Source organism: Glutamicibacter bergerei (assembly GCF_054495185.1).
The window spans coordinates 1,769,206-1,785,763 of the sequence record NZ_CM137131.1; the positions used below are offsets into that span (position 1 = coordinate 1,769,206).

A 16,558-nucleotide genomic window follows, 5' to 3' on the forward strand; every position below is an offset into this window, starting at 1 on the left:
GTGACAATTGAAGAACTACTAAGCGATCAACTACTTGAACGGATCCGCGCACGAGCCGCGGAATACGACGCGGAGAACAGCTTCGCCACCGAAGACTTCGAAGAGTTGGTCGGCTTAGGGTACTTAAAGGCGCTGGTGCCCGAATCCGCCGGTGGTCTGGGCTGGAGCTTCGAACAGCTGGTGCTTGCTCAACGTCGACTGGCGACGGCGGCTCCGGGCACCGCGTTGGCGATCAATATGCATCAGGTCTGGGCCGGGGTCGCATACTTGCTTGCGGCACGCGGAGATATGCGGCTGAACATGGTTACCGACTGGATCACAGACGGAGAAGTGATGGCCTTCGGGATTTCGGAACCTGGTAATGATTCAGTGCTTTTTGATTCAAATACCGTGGCGGACACCGCGGCCGATGGTTCGGTGGCCTTCACCGGAACCAAGATCTTCACCTCACTTTCTCCGGCTTTTACTCGACTGGGAATCTTTGGCAAGGATGAGCAGACCGGGGAGTTAGTTCATGGCTTTGTGGCACGCGGAGAAAAAGTCCGCTCGCTGGGGGACTGGAACACCTTAGGAATGCGGGCGAGCCAGTCGCACACCACCAAATTGGAGGGTGCCATAGCACCAGCTGGGTGGGTGCATTCCAGATTACCGGTGGGTCCAAATGCTGACCCGCTGATCTTCGCAATCTTTGCGTCCTTCTTAACGCTCACCGCCAGCGTGTATGTCGGGATGGCTGAACGTGCGGTAGAGCTGAGCCAAAACGCGCTGAACAAACGCACCCATCAAGATGGCAGTAGTTACACCCAAGACGTTCGAGCTCGTGGTCTACTAGCCCAGTCAGGGATGCGGATGCTGAGCCTAGACGCACTGCAACGTGCGGTAGCCAGCGACCTGGAATCACGCGTTGATCACGGCGAGGGTTGGTTCCCGCGACTAGTGACGCTACGAACTCTGGCCGGACAAACCGCGCGAGAGAACGTGGAAACTGCCGGCCAATTGTTTGGTGGTGGCGGATACTTCCGAGGCAGCGAATTTGAACGCCTCTACCGAGATGTGCAGGCCAGCTGGTATCACCCCTCAAATGCTGCCTCGGCGGAAAACACCGTGGCTAGTTGGCTGGTGGGCCCACTAGAGTCCTGAGCGATCAAGCGTACTGACCACACGGATCACCTTGCGCCGCATCCAATATTTGCTGGCTCCACCCTCGTAGCGCAGGGTGCGAACATGCTCCCATTTTCCGTTATCCGAGTGTTCTCGCAAGGCTGCTCGGGCTACGTGTTTGGATTCCGTGGGGAAAGAAGTGATCACCAAATATTCGTACCGGTCATCATTATTCAAGTGCAGCGGGGCCTTGATAAGTTCCTGAAGCATTTCACCTCTATCGAAAGATGGCATTCGGTTGTAGCGTGTGTCTCATGAGCATCGAACCGAGCTACGCGCTACAACAGCTGATCTCACGACTTGAGCAGCACCTGACGGTGGTTTCCCAGAGTCGGGGATCGGCCGACGCAGCCGTTGACGCGGCTTTTGGATCTTTAGCCGACGCGTTCCAGACTTATGAGGATGCCCTCTACGACCAATATTCCGAACTACTTCCGTTCACCATACCCACGGATGACGACGATGACGAGTGAGTACGACCACGGATTGAATTTTCTTTCAAACGCCCGTTAATCACCGTGTCTCCCGCCCACGTGACGTAGTGTCAAGGGGTGAATTGGTTTGAAGCAGCTTTTCTCGGATTAATACAGGGCCTGACAGAGTTCTTGCCCGTCTCCTCATCGGCGCATCTGCGCATTGTGGGCGAACTTTTGCCCAACGCGCAAGATCCCGGTGCGGCATTTACCGCCATTACCCAACTGGGTACTGAAACCGCGGTCATCGTTTTTTTCTGGCGCGATATTGTGCGAATAATCGGAGCCTGGTTTAAGGCGATCACCGGCAAAATTCCGCATTCGGATCCGGACGCCAAAATGGGTTGGCTGATTATTGTCGGCTCGATCCCTATCGCATTTTTGGGCTTATTGCTCGAAAGCTACATCGATACGAACTTCCGTTCGCTCTGGATAGTGGCCACCACACTGGTGGTATTTGGCGTATTCCTTGCGATCGCTGACTACTACGGCAAACAAGAACGCACCTTGCAAACGCTGACCGTGAAACACGGTATCTTTTACGGTTTGGCTCAGGCTATGGCTTTGATTCCCGGTGTCTCACGCTCTGGCGGCACCATTACCGCCGGCTTGCTGATGGGCTACACCCGTGAAGCTGCGGCAAGATACTCGTTCTTACTCGCCATTCCCGCGGTTTACGCCTCGGGACTGTACAAGCTTTACAAGTCTTTCGCCGAGCCTGGCGTATACACGTTGGCGCAAACCGGTGTGGCCACCTTGGTGGCCTTCGTGGTCGGATTCTTTATCGTGGGCTGGTTCCTAAAGTTTGTTTCCACCCACTCCTACCGATTCTTCGTCTGGTACCGCTTGCTCTTGGGCCTAGGACTGTTCGTGTTTCTTGGCCTCGGTGTGATCAGCGCCTAATAAGACAAGAGAGTCAACGGGAATAAACTAAGTTCTCGTTGACTTGCTCTTAAGAGAAGATCGTCTATACATCTGCGAAAGGATGTACTCAGTGCTCGCGTGGAAGTCCCCGGAAGTACCGCATGTTGTCGGATCCGCACCTATCTTGGAGATTTTTGATACCTCCAGCGGAACCAAGCGGGCCACCGCGCCGGCCGATAAAGCCAACAGTCCAGCCAGCATGTACGTCTGTGGCATCACCCCATATGACGCCACACACATGGGTCACGCGGCTACCTATGTCACCTTTGACCTACTGCACCGTACCTGGTTGGATAACGGCCGTAAGGTGAGCTACACGCAGAACATCACCGACGTGGATGATCCGTTGCTCGAGCGTGCCACCGCGACGGGTGTTGATTGGCGCGATCTGGCCGAGAGCCAGATTCAGCTGTTCCGCACCGACATGGAAGCGTTGAATGTCATCGCCCCACATAACTACATCGGTGCCGTCGAGTCCGTGAGCTGGCTGGTGCCAGTAGTCGAACGACTGCTGGCCGCAGACTTGGCATACCGAGTGCCGGCGGGTGAAGACGGGGTGGATGGTGACATTTACTTTGACACCATGGCCTCGCAGAATGATGCGTGGAAGCTCGGTCAGGTATCAAACTACGACCGTGAAACGATGCTCGGCTTTTTCGCCGAACGCGGCGGAGACCCGCAGCGTGCAGGTAAGCGCGACCCGCTAGATCCACTGCTCTGGCGAATGGCTCGCGAAGGAGAACCTTCGTGGGATGGTGGAGAACTGGGCACCGGACGTCCGGGCTGGCACATCGAATGTTCGGTGATTGCCCGAAAGACACTGCCTGCACCGTTTACCGTTCAGGGTGGCGGCTCAGACCTGATCTTCCCGCACCACGAATTCTCTGCCGCACACGCTGCCGCCGATGATCAGCTCGAATTGGCGCAGAACTACGTGCACACCGGCATGGTTGGCCTGGACGGCGAAAAGATGAGCAAGTCCCTAGGCAACCTGGTGTTGGTCTCCAAACTGCGTGAGGCCGGGGTGGAGCCGGTGGCGATTCGCGCGGTGCTGCTCTCCCAGCACTACCGGACCAACTGGTCTTGGACCGATGACCTGTTGCAGCTGGCACAGCAGCGCATAGCCACCTGGCGGGAACGGATAACCGCTAGTGGCTTGGCCGAAGCTACCGCACTGCTCACCCGCATTCGCTCGCGCATGGCCGATGATCTGGACGCTCCAGCAGCGCTGGAAGCCATCGACCAGTGGGCGGCCACCGAGGCTGAAGGCAGCGGCGAAGGTAGCGAACTGCTAACCCGCGGCTTTGATGCTCTCCTAGGCCTGAAGCTCTAAGTTAGAAAAGAATCTCCATGCGAATTTCTTCGCATGGAGATTTTTTGTACCCTCAGCTTAGATTTCGAAGTCCGGACCTTGCCCGTCTCCCCGCGAGCGGCCACGCCTGCGCAGGTAGCGTTCAAACTCGCGCGCAATGGACTCGCCACTTGCTTCAGGTAATTCGCTAGCGTCCGAAGCCCGCTCGAGTTGCTGCACATATTTTGAGACATCCGGATCCGCCGCCAAAAGCTCATCGACCCCGCGTTTCCACGCGACCGCGTCTTCACGCAACTTTTCCGAGGTCACGCTCATCGGGATCAACTCCTCGAGCATTTCAACCAGCGCTAATTCCACCCGTGGGCTCGGTGCTTGGGCTACATAGTGGGATAACTGGGCCCAAAGCGACATAGTCGCAATTCCATGCTTGTCGAATTCCGCGCTTAAGACCGAAGGAATTCCTGTTGGACCCTCATAGCGTGATGCGGAGATATTAAAGAACTCCTGCAGCTTAGGATGATCGCTGTTCAGCACCGTAGGCACCGGGCGGGTATGCGGCACATCAGCCAACAGTGCACCCACGGAAAGTACCGCGTGAACATTGTGGGTTTGGGCGGCCCGCACGACCTGAGCACAAAAGGATTGCCACTTAAACGTGGGCTCCACGCCCACAACAATCAGCAGATCTGCTGGGGCTTGTTCGAGGTTGATGCGATAAACATCGGTGACCGGCCATTCGATCACCCGTCCAGTCTCTGTGAGCCGAGAATGCGGGCGAGTGAACTGGTAGTCGTAGTAATCATCTGAGCCCACGGTGGCGACATGTTCGGGCGAGGTGCTATTCAAAATGCGCCGGACCGCATCACTAGCGGCCGAGCCAGCATCATTCCAGCCCTCAAACGCCGAAATTAAGATGGTGGGACGCATCTCATGTTCGGTTTGCCCAACGAAGCCATTCAGCGTTGGTGCTTGGTATTCCTCGCTCATCACAAACCTCTTTCCTGCCACTTCACCGACCCGACGTATCCACCGAAGCGGTTTAGCCCCACTCTTCCATCTAGAATGGAGTCATGCCAAGCACCAGATCAGCGTTCGATACAAAAGTTTCATCCCACGGCCCGCAAGCGGTGCTGTGGGATATGGATGGGACCCTCATCGACACCGAACCCTATTGGATCAATGCCGAGATGGAACTCGTCAAAGCCCATGGTGGTACCTGGAGTGAGGAACAAGCATTTAACCTCGTCGGACAAGCGCTGCCTAACGGTGCCAAAATCCTTCAGGAAGCCGGAGTTAATCTCAGCATCCGCGAGATCATTGACCACTTATCGAGCAAGGTTATTGCCGGGTTGAGCCACGAAGTACCATGGCGCCCCGGAGCTCTGGAACTGCTCACTGCCGTGCATGCGGCAGGTATTCCCCAAGCGTTGGTCACGATGAGTGAACGTAGCATCGTGGATAAGCTCATGGAAGTACTACCCGAAGGTATCTTCACCGTCAGCGTCACCGGTGAGGAAGTCACCCACGGCAAACCAGACCCCGAACCCTACCGACGCGGACTAACCTTACTGAGTGAAAAGTTGGGCCGAGAATTTGAAGCCGCCCGCTGCATTGGCTTCGAAGATTCAAAACCCGGCATTCATTCTGCCTCGGCCGCCGAGCTACACGCAGTATTAGTCCCAAACGCCACCGACCCCGGAGTGGGGAACTGGCGACGGATCACGTCACTAGTTGATGTGGAAGTAGAAACCATGACCGATTGGTTGGTGCAGGTTAACGCGTGAGCGAAGTAACTGAAAAGGCCCCAGGGCTGAAGCTGGGGCGTATCGGCGGCGTGCCGGTGTACCTGTCTAGCTCGTGGTTCATTATTACCGCGGTCATCACCGTAGCCATTGGCATGCAATTATCCAATAACGCGCTGATCCCACCTGTTGTCGCTTACCTCTTGGGGTTTGCCTGCGCCGTGGTGATTGCCCTAGCTGTTCTCGTGCACGAGGTAGCGCACGCGCTCACGGCGCGCGCCTTCAAATGGCCAGATGCCCACATTGTGCTCACCCTGATGGGCGGACACACACAGTTCGGTTCCTTTAAAGCCAAGCCCGGAGCCTCTTTAGCTGTGGCTATGGCCGGTCCGCTATCGAACTTTGTGCTCGCCGGCCTAGCCTGGCTGGCTATGCAAATTCCAAGCCTCGGGTTATATCCGGGACTGCTGCTGAATTTCTTTGTCTACGCAAACCTGCTGCTCGGTGCGTTTAATGCACTGCCAGGACTTCCCTTAGACGGTGGGCGCCTCGTTGAATCCGCGGTGTGGAAACTAACCGGTTCACAGTTTAAAGGCACCATCGCCGCATCCTGGGTGGGCCGCATTATCGTCATCGGCGTGGTCTTCTGGTTTGTGGTGCTTCCATATTTTAAGGGCCAACAGCCACAACTGATCACCATGGTGGTTGGCGTGATGGTGGCGGTCTTCATGTGGCAGGCGACTACACAGTTGATCAATCACGCAAAAATGATGCTGAACCTACCCAAGGTCATTGCCGGGGACCTGATGTCACCAGCCAGTGCCATGATGTCCGTAGCCACAGTAGCTGACGTGCACACCCGCAAACGGAACCGTGGGGGATCGATCATTTTGATTGACCCGCAGGGCATGCCTTGCGGTGTGGTAGATGAACAAGCGCTGAGCCGGGTAGCTGTTGAGGCAGCTTCCGAAGTCTCCGCCTTAGCTGTTTCGCGGGCTTTGGGCCGCGGAGCGGTGGTCGCTGCTGAGGCTGATGGCAGGCAACTGATCGATTATCTGGCCACTGTGGCTAGCGCAGAATATGCGGTGATCGACGCCCGTGGGGCCGTGGTCGGGTTATTGCACCAACGCAAAATTATTTCGGCCGTCACCGGCCGCAAAGCCTAAAAAGTTCTACAACAAAGGAAAACTCAGTGAGTGCTCAGAACACCGCAGCGCCGCATGGCGCGAACGCCCGTCGCGGCCCCTTCCGCGTCGGCGACCGTGTCCAGCTGACCGACGAAAAGCGTCGCATCAACACCATCACCCTTGAAGCCGGTGGAGAGTTCCACACGCACCAGGGCGTGTTGAGCCATGATCTGATCATTGGTACCTCCGAAGGCTCGGTGGTGGAAAACGTTGAAGGCGTGCGCTATCAGATGCTGCGTCCGCTGGCGAAGGACTTTGTTTTGTCCATGCCTCGAGGTGCTGCAGTGGTTTACCCCAAGGATGCCGCACAAATTATTCAGTTTGGCGATATTTTCCCTGGGGCACGTGTAGTTGAGGCCGGTGTTGGGTCCGGAGCGCTGTCGATTTCACTGCTGCGTGCGGTAGGAGACCAAGGGTACCTGCACTCCTATGAGCGTCGTGAAGAGTTCGCAGACATTGCGCGAGGCAACATCGCTACGGTATTTGGTGGCGAGCACCCTGCCTGGAACCTTTCAATTGGTGATTTCCAAGAGAAGGTACTGGAAATTGAGGAACCAGGCAGCGTAGACCGCGTAGTGCTCGATATGCTCTCGCCGTGGGAATGCCTGGACGCTGTAGCCACGGTGCTGGCACCTGGCGGAGTTTGGACAAACTACGTGGCCACGGTGACCCAAATGTCCCGCGTGGTGGAAGCAATTCGCGCATCGGGCCAGTTCACCGAGCCCGATTGCTTTGAAACCATGGTGCGCGGTTGGCATGTTGACGGTTTAGCGGTTCGCCCGGATCACCGCATGGTGGCGCACACGGCGTTCTTGATCACCACTCGCCGGTTGGCCGACGCGCAGGAGGGCATCCCGAAAGCTAAGCGGATGAAAGAGCACGGTTACTCGGCCGAGGATCTGAACGCGTGGACCCGGGAACACGACGCCGAGCAGTGGACCGAATCCGCACTCGGAGAACGTGGCATTTCGCCCAAGAAACTTCGTCGCGCCGCCAAGGACGCCAACCGTCCTAACCGTGTCCGCGAAGGTGAAAACGTCTCGGATATCGAGAACTAACGTTTCAATATGTGAACTAAAGCCCTGGGAAATTCATTCCCGGGGCTTTAGCTTCCTAAGATGGAATCAGAGTGCCTCGCAAGATAGCCACCTCTGGTGGCCGCGCGAGGAGAAGTGTAAAGGTTGGGAGAATAACCGTGAGCGAAAACAACGAGGCGCAACGCGTCGCCGAGCGTCTTCAGGTAACCGAACGTCAGGTCAACCTGCTTCGCGATAAAAATCGCAACCTAGATAAGCAGCTAGCCGGGATCAGTGGCAACAACCAGCGCCTAGTGTCCTTGCTAGAACAGACTCGCGAACAAATTATCAACCTCAAATCTGCGCTTGAAAAAGACGGTGATACGCCATTTAGCTACGGAACCATCGTGGCAAAACACCCGCGTAAACACCCGGAACCAGGCACCGGAATCGAAACCACCGCGGTACAGGCTGTCGACGTGATTTACTCCGGACGAAAAATGCGTGTATCCATAAGCCCACTGCTGGATTTCGACAAATTCCACATTGGCCAACAGGTACTCCTCAATGAGGCTCTCGTTGTCGTGGCAGGCCTAGGCTATGAACAAACCGGCGACTTAGTGACGATCAAGGAAATCCTGGAGCACCACCAAGCAGTAGTGATGACCCGCGGCGATGACCAGCGAGTCATCGAATTTGCTGAGCCACTGCGCGGTGAACATCTGCGCGTGGGAGATCAACTAACCATTGATTCGCGTACCGGGTTAGCGATCAACCGTGTACAGCTCACCGACATGCAGTCGCTAGTGCTCGAGGAAGTACCGGATATCGATTACTCGGATATCGGTGGACTGAACTCACAAATTGAAGCCATCCAAGACTCGGTCGAGTTGCCCTTCGCGCACCCAGAGCTTTATCGAGAACACGGACTGAGCGCCCCCAAGGGCATTCTGCTTTACGGCCCTCCGGGCTGCGGTAAGACCTTGATCGCCAAGGCCGTGGCAAATTCACTAGCCCAGCGCGCAGCAGCACGAAACGGTAATACCCAATCCAGAAGCTACTTCCTGAACATCAAGGGCCCAGAACTACTGGACAAGTATGTCGGTGAGACCGAACGGCATATTCGCCTGATCTTCGCACGAGCCCGCGAAAAGGCGTTGCATGGCGACCCAGTCGTGGTGTTCTTCGACGAGATGGAATCGCTCTTCCGAACCCGTGGCACAGGTGTTTCTTCCGACGTTGAGACGACCATAGTGCCACAGTTGCTTGCCGAAATTGACGGTGTGGAGCGCTTGGATAACGTCATCGTTATTGGTGCCTCAAACCGAGAAGACATGATTGACCCGGCCATTTTGCGTCCGGGACGTTTGGACGTGAAGATCAAAATTCGTCGCCCCGACGCAGTGGGCGCCGCAGAAATTTTTGGTAAGTATCTCACCACAGACCTACCCCTGCATGAGGACGAGGTCACCGCCGATGGGGGAGAGCGCCAGAAGACCGTAGCAAGAATGATCAGCGACACCGTGGAAGCGATGTATTCCACCGAACGGATCAACGAATTCTTGGAAGTCACTTACGTCAACGGTCAAGTAGAGGTTCTCTATTTTAAGGACTTCGCCTCCGGGGCGGTCATTCACAATGTGGTGGACCGAGCAAAAAAGCATGCAATTAAGTCGTTGATCACTACCGGTGAACGCGGACTGAAAATGGAATACCTGTTGCGTGCAGTGCGTGAAGAGTTCGCCGAGCACGAGGATATGCCAAACACCACCAATCCCGATGATTGGGCGCGTATCTCCGGGCGCAAGGGGGAACGGATCAGCCATATTCGCTCGCTGGTTAATCAGAAGGGCAGCAAATGAGCGCTCGTCGGCTAGTGGGCCTGGAAACTGAGTACGGAATCATTCGGCCGTCCATGCCCAAAGCGAACTCCACGGTGCTCTCCGCGCAAATTGTGGACGGATACGCGCAATTAGTACGCGATAGCGACTCCGCAACTCGCGCCGCACGCTGGGATTATGCTGATGAGTCTCCGCTCAATGATGCTCGGGGTCATTCGGTGTCCCGCGAGGAAGCACATCCGAGTCAACTCACAGATTCTGAACCCACCTTAGAAGCCGAAAATCAGGTGTGGACCGCCGAATCTATTGCCTTAGACGGAAATGACGCACGCGTTGGTGCCACGTTGTATCAGGAAAATGACACCACCGACGTAGTAATGAATATGGTGCTCGGTAACGGTGCCCGACTCTATGTGGACCATGCGCATCCCGAATACTCCAGTCCGGAAGTGACCAGCCCGCGTGATGCGGTGCTCTGGGATCAAGCGGGCGATCAGGTAATGCGCCGGGCCGCAGCCTCGGCCGCCAGTTTGGGCAGTGGTGAACTGCTGTTATACAAGAACAACACCGACAATAAGTCGGTGTCTTATGGGTCGCACGAAAACTATCTGATCCCGCGCGATGTGGAGTTCTCCCGGTTAGTCGACGGGTTGACCGCATTTTTTGTCACCCGGCAGATTTTTTGTGGGGCAGGACGAGTGGGGCGCGGAATGCTCGGGCGCGGAGCCGAATTCCAAATCTCCCAGCGTGCCGATTTTTTTGAGGCAGAAGTTGGTCTGGAAACCACGGTCAACCGTCCGATCATTAATACTCGGGACGAGCCACATGCCAATTGGGATAAGTACCGCCGGTTACATGTGATCATCGGAGATGCAAACCTTGGTCAGATCTCCACACTGTTAAGAGTTGGCACCACAAACTTGGTGCTCAGCCTGATCGAAGCAGGAATGTCTCCGAAGCTTGAGCTAGCAGATCCGGTATCCGCCCTTCAGCAGATCAGCCACGACCCCACTCTGCAGGCCTCCGTGGCGCTGCGCGGTGGGCGTCGAATGACCGCTATCGAGATCCAGCGCAGCTATCTGGAAGCGGCCGAAACCTATTGTGCACAGCGCGAGGTCACCGACCCCGACACCACTGAAATTCTTAACCGTTGGCGTGCCATCTTGGACACCCTGGAACAAGATCCTATGCAGGCGGCCGGCCAGGTCGACTGGATCGCCAAATATTCGCTAATGAAGTCATTTACCGAACGCCACAACGTTGGGCTTGATGATCCGCGCATTGCACTGATGGACTTGCAATGGGCTGACCTGCGCCTGGACAAAGGATTGTATTATCGGATGGCCGCGCGAGGCCTGATGGAAACCATCTTCAGCCAGGAAGAAATTAATGCCGCGGTGGACAACCCACCCCACGATACCCGCGCCTACCTGCGAGGAATGACGCTGCAACGCTACGCACCCTACGTGGTAGCTGCCAACTGGGATGCGCTGTCATTCTCGGTACCAGGAGCAAGGAAAATCAACAGGTTCCACATGCCCGAACCATTGACGGGTAGTCGTGCGCAGGTTGGAGAACTCTTTGATGCGCAACTGGAGATCAATGAGTTCATCGATCAGTTGGCGCGGCATCGCTAAACAGCGCAGAATGAGAACTAGGCGTGCATCACCTGCCGCCAAAGATTTGAGGAGCAAGAAATGACCCAGGAAAACTTCTCGGCTCGCCGTGAGAATCAAGCCCAGCCGGTAGAAACCGAGCAGGTACAGGTAAATACCACCGGTACCAGTGCCGGCGTTGACGATTTGTTGGATGAGATCGATTCAGTACTTGAATCGAATGCCGAAGAATTCGTGCGTGGCTTCATTCAAAAGGGTGGCCAGTAACTTAGTTGCAGTCACGGGCATGACCAACATGTTGCTGGTTTACTCTGGCAACACCAATGAGGGGAAGTAGCTTCCGGTGGATCGCAGGATTTTCGGTTTAGAGACCGAATTTGGACTGAACTATGTGCCATCTGATGGGCGACGGCTCACTCCAGAAGACGCAGCCCGGCATCTTTTTCGTCCCGTTGTCGCGTGGGGACGAAGCTCCAACGTTTTCTTGAACAACGGTTCACGGCTTTACCTTGATGTTGGTTCCCACCCTGAATACGCTACCGCGGAATGTGATCAGTTGCTTCAACTGATTGCTCATGACCGCGCCGGTGAAACGGTGATGCTGGACCTGGTTGAACAGGCCGAAGAACAGCTACTCGAAGAAGGTCACGAAGGCCGATTGTTCTTGTTCAAGAACAATGTTGATTCCGCTGGTAATTCTTATGGATGTCACGAAAACTACTTGATCCCGCGCAAAGTCGAATTTAAGCGACTCGCGGATATGCTCATCCCGTTCTTGGTGACTCGTCAGCTGCTATGCGGTGCCGGTCATCTGGTTCAGATTGAAGATGAAACAAAGTTTGTCTTCTCCCAACGCGCGGACCACATGTGGGAAGGCGTTTCCTCAGCGACCACACGGTCTCGTCCAATTATCAACACTCGTGACGAGCCGCATGCGGATGCCCAGTATCATCGTCGTCTGCACGTGATCGTGGGGGACTCGTCGATGAGTGAGACCACGCAACTGCTGAAGATCGGTGCGACCGATCTGGTCTTGCGACTGATTGAATCCGGAGAGATCTATCATGATCTGCGTCTGGAGAACCCGATTCGTTCAATTCGCAGTATCTCTCATGCTTTTACAGGGCAAACCGTGGTGCGGTTGATGTCCGGAGATGAACCAACCGCCTTGCAATTGCAGTGGAAAATCCTTGAGCTGGTAAAGGGATTTGTGGCCCGTCATGGCGCGCACCACGATCAGGTGGAACGGGTGCTTGAACTATGGGAACGCGTTTTGGTAGCCGTTGAGAGTCAGAACTTCTCGTTAATCGACCAAGATATTGACTGGGCAATTAAGCACAAACTGATCACTGGTTACGCTGCCAAGAACAATCTGGGCCTAGATTCCCACCGCATTGCGCAGTTGAATTTGACCTACCATGACATTGACCCGACACGTGGTCTCTTCCACTTACTGCGTCGGCGCGGACTTGCTAGCTCGGTTCTCGACCCGCAGGCAATTGCAGATGCCGTAGAAAACCCGCCAGCCACCACGCGTGCGGCGATCCGCAGTAAATTCATCAGGGCCGCCAGAGAGACGGGTCGACGGTATTCCACCGACTGGGTGCACATGAAATATGAAGAAGGTGAAGGCGGGGTTGTATTGTGCAAGGACCCCTTTGCCACCACAAATTCGGCGGTTGATGAGCTAATTGAAATGATGCGCCGCCCCGTATGACCAGCTGAAAACAAGTATTTACACAGTAAATACCCCTAAGCTAGATGCAGATCGTTGCGACCGGGTCCCGTCCCGGTGCGTGTAGTAGAACCAATAGTTCTTATCGGAAAGAAGATTCGTGCGAAAAGTTTTGGCAGTTTGCGTAACCGCGTCCGTTTTGGCCCTGACCGCTTGTGGGTCAGGAACCACCTCACTCAGCAAAGTTGATGTAAAGCCGGCGGCTGACGAGCAGACCGCACCAGAGGTCAGCTTCGATGCCCCATTGTTGACCGATAAAGAAGAAGCGGTCACCGTGGTCGAAGGTGATGGTGCGGACATCAAAGATGGCGACACTATCGACATTCAGTCAGGCCTCTACAAAACCATTGACGGTCACTTGACAAATGAGAACTTCACCGGTGACACCACCCCGATGCCGGTAGATGAATCGCTTAAGACACAGATGCCGGCACTTTACGAGACTCTGCTCAAGTCCCAGGTTGGTGACTGGATTGCTTACGCTGCCATCGATGGTGTTCAGCAGGCGGACGGAACCATGAAGGAGCCAGAAGCTGGTTCCCGCGCCGAGCGCCTGATTGTCATCAAGATCGCCGATTCAGTGAGCGCCAGCAAGCCGTTGAGCCAGGATGAGGTCAAGAAGCTGAAGGACGAGGGTAAGCTACCTACCGTAAAGACCGGTAAGGGCGATCCAGCGATCACCATCCCTAAGGACACTGAGGCCCCTGCAGGTCTAGCGGTTGATGTTCTTGAAGAAGGCACCGGACCGGCGACCTCCGATACTTCTAGCGCCAGCGTTCACTACCACGGTGTGCGTTGGGAAGACGGCAAGAAGTTTGATGGTAACTTCGGCTCGGATGAGGGTTTTGAAATGAAGATGTCCGGCGGCGTCATCAAGGGCTGGCTTGAAGGTCTAAAGGGCTTGAAGGAAGGCAGCAAGGTCTTGCTAAGCATTCCTGCCGATATGGCCTACGGCAAGAACCCACAGCCGGGTCAGCCTGAAGGACCACTGGTCTTTTACGTAGAATTAGACAAGGTAACTACCAGCAAGTAACAGAAAGGCCGTAAACATGTCTTTTGGAGAACGTAATTACGAGCGCACCAAGCCTGAAATTGATTTCCCAGGCACCGATGCACCTACCGAATTGGTCATCAACGATCTGATCGAGGGCGACGGCGCAGAAGTCACCCCGGGCACCACCGTGCAGGCTCATTACGTGGGCGTTTCATGGTCCACCGGCGAAGAGTTCGACTCTTCATGGGGCCGTGGCTCGACCCTCGACTTCCCAGTGGGCGTCGGCATGGTCATCCAGGGCTGGGACCAGGGACTCTTGGGAATGAAGGTCGGCGGACGCCGTCGCCTGGAGATCCCTTCCGAGCTTGCCTATGGTGAGCGCGGTGCGCCTGGTGCTATCGCACCTAACGAGGCATTGATCTTCGTGGTTGACCTGATGGGCACCAAGTAAGACCTTGATGAAAGCCCCAAGATTGCAATTTGGCAAATCTTGGGGCTTTCCTTGTCTTCAAAGTCATAGATCAGTGCGGAAGTTCGTTAGGGTAGGCACGTGAGAATAAAGCAGACTGACGGACCGAGCAAGGCCGAACGCCTAACAAGCCTCATCTATGCCTTGGCAACCACCGAACGACGGTTTAGTGCTGAGCGTATCGGAGACTACCTCAACCCAACAGGGAATGCCGAAGCGCGCGAAAAGGCCATCGAGCGGCTCAAGGACGACATCCGCAACGAGTTCGGTCTGCGGCTGATCACCGAGGTCATTGACGATATCCCGTATTACCGGATCGATACCAGTGACTGGTTCCTACCTGCCATCGACTTCTCCGTGGCAGAATCTTCCATGATCGCCTTGGCCGCCAGCCTCTGGAAAGACTCAAAAGTCCAGGCTCTGGCATTGAGCGCCGCAGCCCGAATTACCGGCAACCAAAGTAACGATGCGAGTATTGCCCCCTACACCGGGGCCATGCTGCCACGGCTCTCGGTGGACGATCCAAACTTTAAAGCGTGCGCACTTGCGGTCTTTAATAAGAAAACACTGAAGTTTGATTATGAAGATGCCCAAGGAAATACCACTAAACGGGTCGTCGATATGTGGGGGATTGGACAGCGCTTCGGCAATTGGTACTTCACCGGATGGGATCATCACCGCGAGGCCCAACGCGTGTTCCGGCTCAACCGGTTGCAAGGTCACTTCACCATTCAGGTCCGGCGAGAAGGCGCTTCCAACACCGATTATCATCCTCGTCCGCAAGATTTTTCCATGACAGAGGTGCTCCAAGATTTTGATCTGCGAAATCCCGGTCACCTGGCAGTTGTAGAACTGCTCGACGACTCGGCCACTCCGTTGCGCGCTCGAGCTATCAACGGAACTCGTAGCTCAGCAACGTTGAATATTGGTTATGCAGACCAGCACTCTTTCGCCGCAGAATTGGCCAGTTTTGGCCCGGCAGTCAAAGTCATGCAACCGCGCGAACTGGCGTTACAGGTGGCCAATACCCTCAAAGATGCCCGGGCAGCTCAGCACGATATTGCACAGCTTTCAGCGCTGAAAGACGTCAAGTTTAAACCGCATCGCGCCCTCGGACGTAGCTCGACGGCCCAACAGGTCATGCGTAATATCGACATGATCCAGTACGTTGTCGCGCAGGGCTCGGTGACGATTGGCGAGCTATGTGAACGTTATTCGATGACCCAAGCCAAAGTTCGCGATGAACTGGCGATGATCATGATGTGTGGAGTGCCCAATGGGCAGCACGATGAACTGATCAACGTCAACGATGGTGACCTCGACTCGGATGAAGTTACCATCACTAACGCAGCGTTTCTTGCCGAACCGCAAAAACTCGCTCCCTTGGAAGCAGTGGCAGTGCTTGGTGGCCTGAACGCCTTAGATAGCATCCCCGCCTTTGAACACCGCGAGGTCTTGCGTAGCGCGCTGCAAAAAATCAATGCGGCCGTGGCACGGTTTGATGGGTGGAACGGAGCGCTGGGTTTTGCGCTGACTCAGGTACGTGAGCATGACACTCCCGCCCAGCTCATTCAGGCGCTACGCACCAAAGTTGTCGCCGATATAGATTACTACTCGGCGAATTCCCAAACTCACCAACGACGTGAGATTGAACCGATTAGGCTGATCGAGGACGGGCCAGTGCAGTACTTGCGCGCTTGGTGTCGCAAGCGCCAGGCCATCCTCACCTTCCGCGTTGATCGGGTTCTTGATGTGAAACTCACCGAGGAACCATTTGTTCTTGGCGAACGTCATCAAGACTATGAGAAGCTTGATTTCAGCTATTCGGCAAACAGTGATGATCTAGAAGTTGAATTTTATGTAGCTGCCGAAGCCGTGGCAGTTATCGAGGCTTTCAACCCGATAGCATGGTCTCAATCCAAGGTTGAATCAGGTCACTTGGCAAAAGTTCGACTTTCAGACCATCTGGTAGCTGCTCCATGGGTTGCACGCCACGGCGGTAAGATTGTTGTTGTCGGCCCTGATGCTACACGCGAACGCGTGGAGAAATGGTTGGACGACGCTATCAGAATGTATGAGGATTGATAG

Annotated in this window: 16 protein-coding genes; 14 read left to right on the forward strand and 2 right to left on the reverse strand. The window is 55.3% G+C overall.

Translation table 11 applies throughout. The features are described from left to right. A complete protein-coding gene (locus ACX5K5_RS08130; RefSeq protein ID WP_096253976.1) occupies positions 1 to 1,140 on the forward strand; it encodes an acyl-CoA dehydrogenase family protein in 1,140 nt (379 codons plus the stop codon). On the opposite strand, the gene ACX5K5_RS08135 is transcribed toward ACX5K5_RS08130, so the two are convergent. Next, positions 1,129 to 1,371 carry a DUF5703 family protein gene (locus ACX5K5_RS08135; protein WP_096253975.1) on the reverse strand — a complete coding sequence of 81 codons (243 nt, stop codon included), beginning with the start codon at positions 1,369 to 1,371 and terminating at the stop codon, positions 1,129 to 1,131. The two genes, ACX5K5_RS08130 and ACX5K5_RS08135, sit on opposite strands and share 12 nt — an antisense overlap. A gap of 44 nt (positions 1,372 to 1,415) precedes the next feature. On the opposite strand from ACX5K5_RS08135, the gene ACX5K5_RS08140 reads away from it, so the two are divergent. The 3 genes from ACX5K5_RS08140 to mshC all read left to right on the forward strand — a co-directional run bounded on the left by ACX5K5_RS08140 (position 1,416) and on the right by mshC (position 3,891). Further along, positions 1,416 to 1,634 carry a hypothetical protein gene (locus ACX5K5_RS08140; RefSeq protein ID WP_096253974.1) on the forward strand — a complete coding sequence of 73 codons (219 nt, stop codon included), beginning with the start codon at positions 1,416 to 1,418 and terminating at the stop codon, positions 1,632 to 1,634. A gap of 78 nt (positions 1,635 to 1,712) precedes the next feature. Beyond that, entirely contained in the window at positions 1,713 to 2,537 is an 825-nt protein-coding gene (locus ACX5K5_RS08145) for an undecaprenyl-diphosphate phosphatase (RefSeq protein ID WP_096253973.1), read from the forward strand. A gap of 91 nt (positions 2,538 to 2,628) precedes the next feature. Continuing rightward, positions 2,629 to 3,891: a cysteine--1-D-myo-inosityl 2-amino-2-deoxy-alpha-D-glucopyranoside ligase gene (mshC, locus tag ACX5K5_RS08150; RefSeq protein WP_170947693.1), complete on the forward strand. Its 1,263-nt coding sequence runs from the start codon at positions 2,629 to 2,631 to the stop codon at positions 3,889 to 3,891. A 57-nt stretch (positions 3,892 to 3,948) separates the two neighbouring features. Here mshC and ACX5K5_RS08155 read toward each other — a convergent pair whose 3' ends face one another. Beyond that, on the reverse strand, positions 3,949 to 4,857 hold the full coding sequence (locus ACX5K5_RS08155) for a proteasome assembly chaperone family protein (protein WP_188685950.1): 909 nt from the start codon (positions 4,855 to 4,857) through the stop codon (positions 3,949 to 3,951). 83 nt (positions 4,858 to 4,940) lie between these two features. On the opposite strand from ACX5K5_RS08155, the gene ACX5K5_RS08160 reads away from it, so the two are divergent. The 10 genes from ACX5K5_RS08160 to ACX5K5_RS08205 all read left to right on the forward strand — a co-directional run bounded on the left by ACX5K5_RS08160 (position 4,941) and on the right by ACX5K5_RS08205 (position 16,555). Further along, positions 4,941 to 5,654, forward strand: coding sequence for an HAD family hydrolase (locus tag ACX5K5_RS08160; RefSeq protein WP_096253970.1), 714 nt, complete (start codon positions 4,941 to 4,943; stop codon positions 5,652 to 5,654). Continuing rightward, entirely contained in the window at positions 5,651 to 6,778 is a 1,128-nt protein-coding gene (locus tag ACX5K5_RS08165; RefSeq protein WP_188685952.1) for a site-2 protease family protein, read from the forward strand. The genes ACX5K5_RS08160 and ACX5K5_RS08165 overlap by 4 nt, the downstream gene beginning before the upstream one ends. Positions 6,779 to 6,804: 26 nt before the next feature. Then, positions 6,805 to 7,857, forward strand: a complete 1,053-nt coding sequence (locus tag ACX5K5_RS08170) for a tRNA (adenine-N1)-methyltransferase (RefSeq protein WP_188685955.1) — start codon at positions 6,805 to 6,807, stop codon at positions 7,855 to 7,857. An 83-nt stretch (positions 7,858 to 7,940) separates the two neighbouring features. Beyond that, positions 7,941 to 9,677: a proteasome ATPase gene (arc, locus tag ACX5K5_RS08175; protein ID WP_382344650.1), complete on the forward strand. Its 1,737-nt coding sequence runs from the start codon at positions 7,941 to 7,943 to the stop codon at positions 9,675 to 9,677. Beyond that, on the forward strand, positions 9,674 to 11,293 hold the full coding sequence (gene dop, locus ACX5K5_RS08180; protein WP_441665021.1) for a depupylase/deamidase Dop: 1,620 nt from the start codon (positions 9,674 to 9,676) through the stop codon (positions 11,291 to 11,293). Before arc ends, dop begins: the two co-directional genes overlap by 4 nt. Positions 11,294 to 11,353: 60 nt before the next feature. Continuing rightward, positions 11,354 to 11,539, forward strand: a complete 186-nt coding sequence (locus ACX5K5_RS08185; RefSeq protein ID WP_096253966.1) for a ubiquitin-like protein Pup — start codon at positions 11,354 to 11,356, stop codon at positions 11,537 to 11,539. Positions 11,540 to 11,615: 76 nt separating this feature from the next. Continuing rightward, on the forward strand, positions 11,616 to 12,989 hold the full coding sequence (gene pafA / locus ACX5K5_RS08190) for a Pup--protein ligase (protein WP_188685959.1): 1,374 nt from the start codon (positions 11,616 to 11,618) through the stop codon (positions 12,987 to 12,989). Between the two features lie 118 nt (positions 12,990 to 13,107). Beyond that, positions 13,108 to 14,040, forward strand: coding sequence for an FKBP-type peptidyl-prolyl cis-trans isomerase (locus ACX5K5_RS08195; RefSeq protein WP_096253964.1), 933 nt, complete (start codon positions 13,108 to 13,110; stop codon positions 14,038 to 14,040). Between the two features lie 16 nt (positions 14,041 to 14,056). After that, on the forward strand, positions 14,057 to 14,452 hold the full coding sequence (locus ACX5K5_RS08200; RefSeq protein ID WP_096253963.1) for an FKBP-type peptidyl-prolyl cis-trans isomerase: 396 nt from the start codon (positions 14,057 to 14,059) through the stop codon (positions 14,450 to 14,452). Positions 14,453 to 14,551: 99 nt separating this feature from the next. Further along, on the forward strand, positions 14,552 to 16,555 hold the full coding sequence (locus tag ACX5K5_RS08205; RefSeq protein WP_188685961.1) for a helix-turn-helix transcriptional regulator: 2,004 nt from the start codon (positions 14,552 to 14,554) through the stop codon (positions 16,553 to 16,555). Positions 16,556 to 16,558 lie beyond the last annotated feature (3 nt).

What these genes read in the sequence shown, in the direction of transcription:
- ACX5K5_RS08155 (WP_188685950.1), bottom strand. Translation starts at nt 4,857, where the DNA reads ATGAGCGAGGAATACCAAGCACCAACGCTGAATGGCTTCGTTGGGCAA.
- ACX5K5_RS08185 (WP_096253966.1), top strand. Translation starts at nt 11,354, where the DNA reads ATGACCCAGGAAAACTTCTCGGCTCGCCGTGAGAATCAAGCCCAGCCG.
- ACX5K5_RS08135 (WP_096253975.1), bottom strand. Translation starts at nt 1,371, where the DNA reads ATGCTTCAGGAACTTATCAAGGCCCCGCTGCACTTGAATAATGATGAC.
- dop (WP_441665021.1), top strand. Translation starts at nt 9,674, where the DNA reads ATGAGCGCTCGTCGGCTAGTGGGCCTGGAAACTGAGTACGGAATCATT.
- ACX5K5_RS08140 (WP_096253974.1), top strand. Translation starts at nt 1,416, where the DNA reads ATGAGCATCGAACCGAGCTACGCGCTACAACAGCTGATCTCACGACTT.
- ACX5K5_RS08200 (WP_096253963.1), top strand. Translation starts at nt 14,057, where the DNA reads ATGTCTTTTGGAGAACGTAATTACGAGCGCACCAAGCCTGAAATTGAT.
- ACX5K5_RS08160 (WP_096253970.1), top strand. Translation starts at nt 4,941, where the DNA reads ATGCCAAGCACCAGATCAGCGTTCGATACAAAAGTTTCATCCCACGGC.